We start from the raw sequence: 12,099 nt of genomic DNA, 5'->3' as shown, positions 1-12,099 counted from the left end.
GGTCAGCCCGAGACGCTCGCCCGGCCGTTCTCGATGTGCCCCATCAGCCGGCGGCGGAACACGTCGTCCCCGTCGACGGAGACGGACAGGTCGTACCAGCCGTGCGCGTCGGCGGCCGAGTGGACGACCGTACGGCTCCGGCCGGGCTTGACCTTGATGGTCCGGGTCCAGTCGCGCAGGTCCGCCTCGTCGACGTACCCGAGCGGCCGGACGGTGAAGGTGAGCGTCCGCTGCCCCGTGTTGCGCAGGGTGACGTGCAGATCGCGCTCGTGGGCGTCGATCCAGGTGGCGACCTCGGGTCCGCCGGTGGCGGGTCCTGCGAACTCGCGCCGGAAGCCGTTCGGTCCGGTCACCGTGAACCGGTACGCGTCGCCGGTCAGGGGGACCGTCCATTGCGCCGTGCCCCGTACATCCTGGTGCTGCGGTACGGAGAACTCGCCCGCGTACGGGTACAGCGCGAAGTGTGCCGATGAACGGCCCGTGTTGCTGAGGGCCACCCGCACTGCCCCGTTCGCCACGGTCGACTGGGCGTCCGGCTGGTACGGCAGCGGGCGGGCGGGCCGGACGCCGGGCTCCTGCACGGGCATCTGCTGGACGGCCGGCGGCTTCGGCTGCCAGCGTCCACTGAACGCCGGAATGGCGCCGGGCTGCTCCACCTCGGGCCTGCGCAGCCCGCGCGTGAAGTCGAACGCAGAGGTCAGATCGCCGGTGACGGTGCGCCGCCAGTCACTGATGTTCGGTTCCTGCACACCCGTCCACCGCTCCAGGAAGCGGATCACCGAGGTGTGGTCGAAGACCTCGGAGCAGACGTAGCCGCCCACGGTCCACGGCGACACGACGAGCAGCGGCACCCGCACACCGAGGCCGGTGGGCTTGGAGTCCCACTGTTCCTCGGTCACCTCGGGCGGTGCCACGGGCGGCGGGACGTGGTCGAAGAAGCCGTCGTTCTCGTCGTAGTTGATGATGACGGCGGTGTGCCGCCACACATCGGGGTGCTTGCCCAGCGCGTCCAGGACCTTGTAGACGATCGTCGCGCTGTGGATCGGGGAGGAGACACTCGGGTGCTCCGAGTCGACCGCCGACGGCACCAGGTAGGAGACCTCGGGCAGTGTGCCCGCCGCCACGTCCGCGGCGAACGCGTCGGCCAGCGTGCCGGTCTCGACCCGGCGCAGCGCCCGCTCGAAGAGGCTGCGTTCCGTGTCCGTCAGCGTGGCGACACCGTCCTCCAGCAGACCGAGCAGCCTGGCCCGCTCCGCCGCGTCGTCCGTGTCGCGGACGGCCGCGTAGAAGGACTCCATGTAGGTGTGGCCACCGGTCTTCGCCAGCGCCTTGCGGGCGATCGCCTTGAAGGTGGCGAAGAACTCGATCTGGTTGTCGGTGAAGTTCTCCCACTCGGTGTACGTCTTCCAGCTGTGCCCGGCCTTCTCCAGCCGCTCCGCGTACGTGGACCAGTCGTACCCCGGATGGGTTCCCTCGCTGTACGCGTCGTTGCCGACCGCCCGCTTGCCGTTCGCCTCGAAGCCCGTCTTCCCGCTCCACAGGTGGTTGCGGTTGGGGCTGGTGGAGGTGTGGATGGACGAGTGGTAGGCGTCGCAGACGGTGAAGGTGTCGGCCAGTTCGTAGTGCAGCGGGATGTCGCGGCGGTCGTAGTACGCCATGGTGGCGGCCGTCTTCGCGGTCACCCAGCCGTTCATCCAGCCGCCGGCCCATGCCTTGCCGCCGCCGCTCCAGGAGTGGTCGAGGGCGCCGATGTACTGGAGGTCCTTCTTCTGCGTCGCGGCGGCGTCCCGGACCGGGAAGGGCAGCACGGAGGTGCCGGCCGCGCCCGGCTGCTCGAAGACCGGCTTTCCGGAGGGCAGCTCGATGGCATTGCGGTCGCCGAACCCGCGTACGCCGCGCAGGGTCCCGAAGTAGTGGTCGAAGGAACGATTCTCCTGCATCAGGATCACCACATGCCTGATGTCCCCGAGCCCGCCGCCGGACCCCGCCGCAGGCGAAGGCTGTGCGGCCATCGCGGCCTGCAGCGACGGCGGCAGCAGCGAACCGGCCGCCGCGACGCCGAGCGCGCCGCCACCGAGCGCGAAGAGCCGTCGCCGTGAAATGTCCGTGGTCAAGTTGAGCCTCCCGAGTCCGGTCGTACAGCCGGGAAGCTAATGAAGTCAGGTGGCTGCGGAAAGGCCACCGCACGGCCCGGCGGTGAACGTCCAAGAGGTCGCCCGGGAAAGTCCAACCCGCTTACCCGGTGAGAATGCCGGTCACACCCCGATCGTGTGCAGCGCTCCCCACAGTGCGAGCGTCGACGCGGCCAGGGTCCCCGGTACGGTCAGCAGCCCGAGCCTGGTGAAGTGGCCGAGCTCGGGCGCGGCACCGTGGGTGTGCAGGATGCGGCGCCAGAGCAGGGTCGCGAGCGAGCCGACGTAGGTGAGGTTCGGGCCGAGGTTGACCCCGATCAGGGCGGCGAGCAGCGGTCCCGGTCCGGCCGCCGCGACAACCGGGAGCAGGGCCAGGATCGCGGGCAGGTTGTTGATCAGGTTGGCGAGCACCGCCGCCACCGTGGCCACCGCCAGCAGCGCGGGCAGTGACGAGCCGTCGGGCAGGAGTGCGCCGATCCCGGTGCCGAGGCCGTGGTCGACGACCGCCTTGACGACGACGCCCAGGGCGAGCACGAACAGACAGAACAGCGGGTGAGCGGCGTGCACCAGCCCCTTGACCGTGGTCTTCCGCTGTCCCAGCGCGCGGACCGCGAGAACAGTCGCCCCGGCCAGCGCCGCCCACAGCGGTTCCGCTCCCGCGAACGAGGTGACGACGAAGCCCGCCAGCGTCGCGGCGAGGACGACGAGGGTGAACACCGGGACGCCCGGCCCGCCCTCGTCCGGCTCCGGCGGGTGCGCGCCCGCTGCCAGGTCGGCGGCGAAGACGCGGCGGAAGACGACGTACTCGACGGCGATCGCCGCCAGCCACGGCAGGGTCATCAGCGCGGCGAAGCGGGTGAAGGAGAGGCCGCTCGCGGTGAACGCCAGAAGGTTGGTGAGGTTGGAGACGGGAAGCAACAGGGACGCCGAGTTGGCGAGATGGGCGCAGGCGTAGACGTACGGGCGGGGACGGGCGCCCACGCGGGCGGCCGTGGCGAGGACGACGGGTGTCAGCAGGACCACCGTCGCGTCCAGGCTGAGCACGGCCGTGATCAGCGCGGCGACGACGAAGACCCCGCCGAGCAGCGGCCCGGTCCGCCCTCGGCAGAGCCGGGCCACCAGATGACCGGCGGCCACGAACAGTCCTTCGTCGGCACAGAGCTGGGCCAGCACGAGAATGGCGGCGAGGAAGCCGACCACCGGCAGCAGGCCGCCGATCTGAGCCCGGGCCTCGGCGAACGGCACGGCGCCGATGACGACGACCAGCAGGGCCGCGGGTACAGCGACGGTCGCCTCGGGCAGCCCTCCGGGGCGTACGACGGCGAACACCAGCACCGCGAGGAGCAGCGCGACGGAGACGATTTCGGTGGTGACGGTGTACAGCGGACTTTCTCCGGGCGCGAGAGGAACAGGAAGGGGCGGTGCACCCGGTCAACGGGTGCACCGCCCCTTCATCTGCGTGCAGCGGCAGGAAGGGCTCAGCCTTCGACGCCGAGCTTCTCCAGGATGAGTTCGCGGACGCGGGCCGCGTCCGCCTGGCCGCGGGTGGCCTTCATGACCGCGCCGACGAGCGCGCCCGCCGCCGCGACCTTCCCGCCGCGGATCTTGTCCGCGATGGCCGCGTTGGCGGCAATGGCCTCGTCGACGGCCGTGCCCAGCGCGCCCTCGTCCGAGACGACCTTCAGGCCGCGCTTCTCGACGACGGCGTCCGGGTCGCCCTCGCCCGCGAGGACGCCCTCGATGACCTGGCGCGCCAGCTTGTCGTTGAGGTCGCCGGAGGCGACGAGCTCGGTCACCCGGGCGACCTGCGCCGGCGTGATCGCCAGCTCGTCCAGGGCGGTACCGGTCTCGTTGGAGTGACGGGCCAGCTCGCCCATCCACCACTTGCGGGCCTGGTCGGACGGGGCGCCCGCCTCGGTCGTGGCGACGATCAGGTCGACCGCGCCCGCGTTGAGGATCGACTGCATGTCGAACTCGGAGACGCCCCACTCCTCGCGCAGCCGGTTGCGGCGTACGCGCGGCAGCTCGGGAAGTCCCTTGCGCAGCTCCTCGACCCAGTCGCGGGCAGGAGCGACAGGCACCAGGTCCGGCTCCGGGAAGTAGCGGTAGTCCTCGGCGTTGTCCTTGATGCGGCCGGCCGTGGTGGAGCCGTCCTCCTCGTGGAAGTGCCGGGTCTCCTGCACCACCGCGGCGCCGGAGTTCAGCACCGCGGCGTGGCGCTGGATCTCGTAGCGGGCGGCACGCTCGACGGAACGCAGCGAGTTCACGTTCTTTGTCTCGGAGCGCGTACCGAACGTCTCGGTGCCGTTCGGGCGCAGCGACAGGTTCACGTCGCAGCGCATCTGGCCCTGCTCCATGCGGGCCTCGGAGACGCCGAGCGCCTTGATGAGCTCGCGCAGCTCGGCGACGTACGCCTTCGCGACCTCGGGGGCACGCGCGCCCGCTCCCTCGATCGGCTTGGTGACGATCTCGATGAGCGGAATGCCCGCGCGGTTGTAGTCGAGCAGCGAGTGGGACGCGCCGTGGATACGGCCGGTGGCGCCGCCGACGTGCAGCGACTTGCCGGTGTCCTCCTCCATGTGGGCGCGCTCGATCTGCACCCGGAAGGTCTCGCCGTCCTCCAGCTGGACGTCCAGATAGCCGTTGTAGGCGATCGGCTCGTCGTACTGCGAGGTCTGGAAGTTCTTCGGCATGTCCGGATAGAAGTAGTTCTTCCGGGCGAAGCGGCACCACTCGGCGATCTCGCAGTTGAGCGCGAGACCGATCTTGATGGCGGACTCGACGCCGATCGCGTTGACGACCGGGAGCGAACCGGGCATGCCGAGGCAGGTCGGGCAGGTCTGCGCGTTCGGCTCCGCGCCCAGCTCGGTCGAGCAGCCGCAGAACATCTTGGTCTTGGTGCCGAGCTCGACATGGACCTCAAGGCCCATGACGGGGTCGTACGTCGCGAGGGCGTCCTCGTACGGCACCAGGTCAGTGACAGTCACGGTGAAACTTTCCCTCTCAACCCAGCAGTACGTCGTCGTCGCCCAGGCGCTTCAGCTCCCGGAAGAGCAGAGCGATGCCGGTGGCGATGGCGGCAGCGGAGACGACGGCGTCGACCAGCCGGAGCGTGTCGTGCTCGGAGCGTGCCTTCTTGGCCTGCTTGAGCACGCCGATCGCGCCGAAGGCGGTGGTGCCGATGGACAGGTACGTACCGGTCTTGGACTTCTTGAAGCCCTTGGCCTTGGTCAGTGCGCTCACAGTGACGGAGCCTCCTCCAGCAGCGGGTGCCCCCACTTTTCCACGAAGGCGGCCTCGACTGCGGCCCCGACCTTGTACAGCCGGTCGTCCTTCATGGCGGGGGCGATGATCTGCAGACCGACCGGCAGGCCGTCCTCCGGTGCCAGACCGCAGGGCAGCGACATGGCGGAGTTGCCGGCCAGGTTGGTCGGGATGGTGCACAGGTCGGCCAGGTACATCGCCATCGGGTCGTCGGCACGCTCGCCGATCGGGAAGGCGGTGGTCGGGGTCGTCGGGGAGACGATGACATCCACCTGCTCGAAGGCCTTCTCGAAGTCCCGCGTGATGAGCGTGCGGACCTTCTGCGCCGAGCCGTAGTACGCGTCGTAGTAGCCGGAGCTCAGTGCGTACGTCCCCAGGATGATGCGGCGCTTGACCTCGTCGCCGAAGCCGGCCTCGCGGGTGAGCGCGGTGACCTCCTCGGCGGACTTCGTGCCGTCGTCGCCGATCCGCAGGCCGTAGCGCATGGCGTCGAAGCGGGCCAGGTTGGACGAGCACTCGGACGGCGCGATCAGGTAGTACGCCGACAGACCCAGGTCGAAGGACGGGCAGTCCAGCTCGACGATCGTCGCGCCGAGCGACTTCAGCAGCTCGACCGACTCGTTGAAGCGCTGGACGACACCGGCCTGGTAACCCTCGCCGGAGAACTGCTTGACGACACCGATGCGCATGCCGTCGACGCTGCCGTTGCGGGCGGCCTCGACGACGGGCGGGACCGGGGCGTCGATGGACGTCGAGTCCAGCGGGTCGTGTCCGGCGATCACCTCGTGCAGGAGGGCTGCGTCCAGGACCGTGCGGGCGCAGGGGCCGCCCTGGTCGAGAGAGGACGAGAAGGCGACCATGCCGTAGCGGGAGACGCCGCCGTAGGTGGGCTTGACGCCGACGGTCCCGGTGACGGCGGCGGGCTGGCGGATGGAACCGCCGGTGTCCGTACCGATGGCGAGGGGGGCCTCGTACGACGCGAGGGCGGCCGAGGAGCCACCGCCGGAGCCGCCCGGGATGCGGGTGAGGTCCCACGGGTTGCCGGTCGGTCCGAAGGCGCTGTTCTCGGTGGAGGACCCCATGGCGAACTCGTCCATGTTGGTCTTGCCGAGGATGACGACGTCGGCCGCCTTCAGCTTCTTGGTCAGGGTCGCGTCGTACGGCGGGACCCAGCCCTCAAGGATCTTCGAGCCGACGGTGGTCGGCATGTCCTTCGTGGTGAAGATGTCCTTGAGCGCGAGCGGGACACCGGCCAGCGGGCCGAGCTTCTCGCCCGCCGCCTTCTTCGCGTCGACGGCGCGGGCCTGCGCGAGCGCGCCCTCACGGTCGATGTGCAGGAAGGCGTGGACCTTCTCGTCGACCGCGTCGATCCGGGCCAGGTGCGCCTCGGTGACCTCGACGGCCGTGAGCTCACCGGAGGCGATCTTCGCGGCGATCTCGGCGGCGGTGAGCTTGATGATGGAGCTGTTGTCCGTCATGACTTCTAGTCCTCCCCCAGGATCTGCGGCACCTTGAAACGCTGCTGCTCCTGGGCCGGGGCGCCGGAAAGCGCCTGCTCGGGGGTGAGCGACGGACGGACCTCGTCCGCGCGCATGACGTTGGTCAGCGGCAGCGGGTGGGAGGTCGGCGGTACGTCTTGGTCGGCGACCTCGGAGACGCGGGCGACCGCGCCGATGATGTCGTCGAGCTGACCGGCGAAGTGATCGAGCTCTTCGCCCTTCAGTTCCAGACGCGCCAGCCGGGCGAGGTGGGAGACCTCCTCGCGCGTGATGCCAGGCATGCAGCGATCCTCAGGGGTGAGTGTTGTGGTTTTGGCCCCAATCCTATGGGGTCCGCCATGGGAGGGGCCGCCACCCGGGGAACACCCGGCTCTGTTCTGCGCGTATCGGGGCCGGTCGGGCCCGTCGCGAAGGTCCCCCCGTGCGTGTGAGGTGTCGTCGATGCCGTGGGGGAGAACGAGGACAGGACGCCACCCGTGCGTTCCGGGCTCTCCTCTCCTACCGGCCGGCCCGCCCGCTCACGTCGTCGCCGGACGCGAGGGGACCCCTCGCCCGGGGGACCGCGGCTCAAGCTCGGCCGTCCCCCTCGCCGCAGCCGCAGCTGCGGCCGCAGCTGCGGCTGCGGCTGCGGCTGCGGCTGCCAGCTCGGCCGGCCGACGCCAGCCGTGCTCGCCGCGCGCCCTCAGCCAGGCCGTCGTCTCCTGCGGCGGCATCGCGGCGGCCACCAGCCACCCCTGCACCGCGTCGCAGCGCAGGTCCCGCAGCCGCTCCCACGTCTCGTCGTCCTCGACGCCCTCGGCGACGACCAGCAGGCCCAGCGAGTGGGCCAGGTCGATCGTGCAGCGGACGATCTCCGCGTCCTCCTGGTCGACAGCCAGCCGCGCCACGAACGACCGGTCGATCTTCAGCTCGCTGACCGGCAGCCGGCGCAGGTGGACCAGCGAGGAGTAACCCGTACCGAAGTCGTCGAGGGACATCTTCACGCCGTGCCCGGTCAGCCCGGCCAGCGTGTCCGCGGCGCGCTGCGGGTCCTCGAGCAGCACGTGTTCCGTGATTTCCAGCTGCAGGGAGCCGGGAGGAACGCCGTGCCGGGCGAGCCGGGCCGCGACGCCGCCCGCGAAGCCGGGGGTGTGGACGTCGCGCGGGGAGACGTTGACCGCGACGGGGACGAGCAGCCCCTGGGCCCTCCACCGGGCGACCTGCGCCAGCGCCGTCTCCAGCACGTACTCGGTGAGGTGCGGCATCAGGCCCGACGACTCGGCGATGGCGATGAACTCGTCCGGAGGGACCCGCCCGCGCTCCGGATGCACCCAGCGCACCAGCGCCTCGAGTCCGGCCACCTGCCCGTCGAAGCGGACCTTCGGCTGGTAGTGGAGCTCCACCTCACCGGCGTCCAGGGCGCGCCGCAGATCACCGAGGAGACCGAGCCGGTCCGGGGTGTTGCTGTCCCGCTTCGACTCGTACACCTCGACGCCCGTACGGTCCCGCTTGGCCTGGTACATCGCCACGTCGGCGCGCCTGAGCAGCCCTTCGGCGTCCAGTGCGTGCTCGGGGTAGACGGCGACACCGGCACTGGCCTCCAGCACCAGAGTGAGTCCGTCGAGGTCCAGTGGTGAGGAGAGCTCGGCGACCAGATGGCGGGCGACACGCTGGGCGCTGGTGGTGGAGTCCGCGGTCGGGAGCAGTACGGCGAACTCGTCGCCGCCGAGCCGCGCGGCCTCCGCTCCGCGCGGCAGGGCCAGCCGGAGCCGTTCCGCTATCTGCAGCAGCAGGCGGTCCCCCGCCAGATGACCGAGGGTGTCGTTGACGGCCCGGAACCGGTCGAGGTCGATCAGGACGAGGGCGGTTCTGGCACCGATGCTCTCGGCGTCCTCCAGGGCCGTCCAGGTCCGTTCCAGCATCCACTGCCGGTTGGGCAGTCCGGTCAGCGGGTCCCGCAGCTGCTCCTCGGCTCTGGCCCGGGCGATCCAGAGGGTGGAGTCCAGGGCGATCAGCGGGACCGCGAAGAGCGGCAGCAGGACGGGGGCGGCCATCGCGACGACACAGATCAGCGGGGCGATGCCGAGCAGGGCGACCGCGACGAGCCCCTGCCGCAGCAGGGCCGTGCGTGCGACGGTCGGCAGTCCGCCGCCCTGGTGTGCCCGCGCGTACCACAGGAGGACCCGGGTGACGAGGAGGTAGGTGGCGGCGGCGAGGAGGACTTCCGGGGCTGCGTCGATGCCCCAGTCGAGTGGCTGCCAGGGCGACTCGACGGTCTGCAACTCACCGAACGCGGCGAGGACCAGCGCCGCCGCCCCTATCCCCAGAATGTCGACCGCCCCGTGCAGCAACCCCTGCGACCAGCGGTGTCTTCGTGCCACACCGACGAGGACGACGACGACCATGCTGACGAGCCCGGCGGCCACCCAGCCGTAGAGCAGCAGGACGGCCAGGGTGAGGGCGGCACCGGATCCGGTCCCGCCCCACCAGCGGTCGCGCCCGAGGGCCACCAGATGGCCGACGATGATTCCGGTGAGGACGGCGAGCGACCAGCCGGCCGCGCCGTCCGGGAAGAGCGCGTGCCCGTCGCTCACAGTCCGGTAGAAACCGGTCGCGAGCTGGACAGTGGCGATCGCCATGACGACGGCACCCACTTTGGGGGTGAGGCCGACGAAACCTTGCAGCCGCGACACCGGTGCGGCGCTCTCGGTCGGTTTCATTCCGTCCCTCTCACAGCCGGCGGTGCCGATGTCACCTGTTGTCCCGCTCCCATGCCACCATGGCCCCACGGCGGTCGTGCAGCCGGGGCTCGGCAAGCGCAGGACTCAACAGTAGGCCGCGAAACCCCCTACGGGCAGCGCTCTACAGCTCTTGCCCGAATGCAATCCGACTATCCGTCAGCGTCGGTTATGCGCCGAACGGGTGAACTCGAACGTCCCCGACCGGGCTCCCTTGCCCGGACGAGCCCGTTCCGTATCGCGTCCTGTCCCGTCCCGAAACCCGTCCGGTGCCACCGCGGCCCGCTACTCCTCAACCGGCCCGGCGACAGGCACAGCCGCCGCGCGCGCCGCTTCCGGCCCTTCTTCGAGCAGCACGGCGAAGCCTGCCCCGTCCAGAACCGGAACCTTCAGCTGCATGGCCTTGTCGTATTTCGAGCCCGGGTTGTCGCCGACCACGACGAACGAGGTCTTCTTCGAAACGGAACCGGTGACTTTGGCTCCCCGGCTCTGCAGAGCCTCTTTCGCACCGTCCCTGGTGTGGTCGGCCAGCGTGCCGGTGACGACGACGGTGAGTCCTTCGAGCGGCCGCGGCCCCTCGTCCTCGCCCGCGGCCTCGTCCGCCATCCGGACCCCGGCCTCCCGCCACTTGCGCAGGATCTCGCGGTGCCAGTCCTCCGCGAACCACTGGATGACCGAGGCGGCAATGATGGGTCCGACCCCGTCGGCGTCGGCCAGCTCCTGCTCCGTGGCCGCCTCGATGCGGTCCATCGAGCGGAACTGACGGGCCAGCTCCGCGGCCGCGACCGGACCCACATGACGGATCGACAGCCCGGTGAGAATCCGGGCCAGGGGAGCCTCCTTGGCGGCGGCGACGGATTCCAGCATCGCCACGGCGTTCTTCTTCGGCTCGCCGTGCTGATTGGCGAAGACCAGGGCGGTCTTCTCCTCGCCGGTCCTCGGGTCGCGCTTGGGCAGCCCGCTGTCCATGTCGAGCACATAGGCCCGGATCGGCAGCAGCTGCTCGACGGTCAGCCCGAAGAGATCGCCCTCGTCGCTCATGGGTGGTTCCACGGGCTCCAGCGGCCTGGTCAGAGCGGCCGCTGCAACGTAGCCGAAGTGGTCGATGTCCAGACACTTACGGCTTGCGAGGTAGGCGACGCGCTCCCGCAACTGGGCCGGGCAGGAGCGCGCGTTGGGACAGCGGACGTCGATGTCGGCCTCCTTCATCGGCCGCAGCTCCGTCCCGCACTCGGGGCAGTGGGTCGGCATCACGAACGCCCGCTCGGTGCCGTCCCGCAGGTCGACGACCGGGCCGAGGATCTCCGGGATCACATCGCCCGCCTTGCGGAGCACCACCGTGTCGCCGATGAGGACACCCTTCTCCTTCACCACGTTCTGGTTGTGCAGAGTGGCGAACTCGACCTCGGAGCCCGCCACCTCGACCGGCACGACCTGCGCGTACGGAGTGACCCGGCCGGTGCGTCCGACGCCGACCCGGATGTTCACCAGCTTGGTGTTCACCTCCTCCGGCGGGTACTTCCAGGCGATCGCCCAGCGCGGGGCGCGCGAGGTGGAGCCCAGCCGGCCCTGGAGCGCGATCTCGTCGACCTTGACGACGACGCCGTCGATCTCGTGCTCGACGGAGTGCCGGTTGTCGCCGAAGTGCGCGATGAACTCCCGTACACCGTCGAGGGAGTCGACCACCTGGTTGTGTCCGGCAGTGGGCAGGCCCCACTCGTGCAACAGCTCGTAGGCGTGCGAGAGACGGTCGATCCCGAAGCCCTCACGGGCACCGATGCCGTGCACCACCATGTGCAGCGGACGGCCCGCGGTGACCTTCGGGTCCTTCTGCCGCAGCGAACCCGCCGCCGCGTTGCGCGGGTTGGCGAACGGCTTGTCGTCGGCCGCCACCAGCCGGGCGTTCAGCGCCTCGAAGGCCTCCATCGGGAAGAAGACCTCGCCGCGGATCTCGACCAGCTCCGGGATCCGGTCGCCCTTCAGCCGGTGCGGAATCTCGGAGATCGTCCGGATATTGGGGGTGATGTCCTCGCCGGTGCGGCCGTCGCCGCGGGTCGCCGCGCGGGTCAGCACCCCCCGCTCATAGGTGAGGTTGACCGCGAGGCCGTCCACTTTGAGCTCGCACAGGAAGTGGTAGTCGGTCGTGCCGACGTCCTTGGCGACGCGCTCGGCCCAGACCGCCAGCCCGTTGTCGTCGAAGGCGTTGTCCAGGGAGAGCATCCGCTCGCGGTGCTCGACCGAGGTGAACTCCGTCCGGTACGGCCCCGCGACCTTCTGGGTCGGCGACTCGGGCGTACGCAGCTGCGGATACTCGTCCTCCAGCTTCTGCAGCGAGCGCATCAGCCGGTCGAACTCGGCGTCGCTGACGACCGGCTGGTCGTTCACGTAGTAGCGGAAGCGGTGCTCCTCGATCTGCTCGGCGAGGAGCGCATGCCGCCCCTGTACCTCCACGGGCACTTCCGACTGCTGTCCGCCGGCCATCGTCTC

8 protein-coding genes are annotated in these 12,099 nt (G+C 70.4%); all 8 read right to left on the bottom strand.

Annotation, left to right across the window (positions count from 1 at the left end):
• Window positions 1–2 precede the first annotated feature (2 nt).
• The 8 genes from ACFU8W_RS21795 to ligA all read right to left on the bottom strand — a co-directional run bounded on the left by ACFU8W_RS21795 (window position 3) and on the right by ligA (window position 12,093).
• Window positions 3–2,114 carry a phosphocholine-specific phospholipase C gene (locus tag ACFU8W_RS21795; RefSeq protein WP_384039614.1) on the bottom strand — a complete coding sequence of 704 codons (2,112 nt, stop codon included), beginning with the start codon at window positions 2,112–2,114 and terminating at the stop codon, window positions 3–5.
• Window positions 2,115–2,255: 141 nt separating this feature from the next.
• Complete coding sequence (locus tag ACFU8W_RS21790; protein ID WP_384039793.1) at window positions 2,256–3,494, bottom strand: SLC13 family permease; 1,239 nt, start codon at window positions 3,492–3,494, stop codon at window positions 2,256–2,258.
• A 116-nt stretch (window positions 3,495–3,610) separates the two neighbouring features.
• Window positions 3,611–5,119, bottom strand: coding sequence for an Asp-tRNA(Asn)/Glu-tRNA(Gln) amidotransferase subunit GatB (gatB, locus tag ACFU8W_RS21785; RefSeq protein WP_384039611.1), 1,509 nt, complete (start codon window positions 5,117–5,119; stop codon window positions 3,611–3,613).
• Window positions 5,120–5,135: 16 nt separating this feature from the next.
• The gene (locus ACFU8W_RS21780; protein WP_384039608.1) at window positions 5,136–5,375 is read right to left on the bottom strand and encodes a hypothetical protein; all 240 of its coding nucleotides are present in this window, start codon (window positions 5,373–5,375) and stop codon (window positions 5,136–5,138) included.
• Complete coding sequence (gene gatA / locus ACFU8W_RS21775; RefSeq protein WP_266981238.1) at window positions 5,372–6,874, bottom strand: Asp-tRNA(Asn)/Glu-tRNA(Gln) amidotransferase subunit GatA; 1,503 nt, start codon at window positions 6,872–6,874, stop codon at window positions 5,372–5,374. Before gatA ends, ACFU8W_RS21780 begins: the two co-directional genes overlap by 4 nt.
• A 5-nt stretch (window positions 6,875–6,879) precedes the next feature.
• Window positions 6,880–7,176 carry an Asp-tRNA(Asn)/Glu-tRNA(Gln) amidotransferase subunit GatC gene (gene gatC, locus ACFU8W_RS21770; protein WP_327244220.1) on the bottom strand — a complete coding sequence of 99 codons (297 nt, stop codon included), beginning with the start codon at window positions 7,174–7,176 and terminating at the stop codon, window positions 6,880–6,882.
• 237 nt (window positions 7,177–7,413) lie between these two features.
• On the bottom strand, window positions 7,414–9,594 hold the full coding sequence (locus ACFU8W_RS21765; protein ID WP_384039603.1) for a putative bifunctional diguanylate cyclase/phosphodiesterase: 2,181 nt from the start codon (window positions 9,592–9,594) through the stop codon (window positions 7,414–7,416).
• Between the two features lie 303 nt (window positions 9,595–9,897).
• Window positions 9,898–12,093, bottom strand: coding sequence for an NAD-dependent DNA ligase LigA (gene ligA, locus ACFU8W_RS21760; protein ID WP_384039600.1), 2,196 nt, complete (start codon window positions 12,091–12,093; stop codon window positions 9,898–9,900).
• Between the last annotated feature and the right edge of the window lie 6 nt (window positions 12,094–12,099).

It is taken from the genome of Streptomyces sp. NPDC057565 (genome assembly GCF_042801455.1).
In the GTDB taxonomy this organism is placed as follows: domain Bacteria; phylum Actinomycetota; class Actinomycetes; order Streptomycetales; family Streptomycetaceae; genus Streptomyces; species Streptomyces yanii.
Note: the sequence above shows the minus strand (reverse complement) of the source record. Positions and strands in the feature narration are given on the sequence as shown.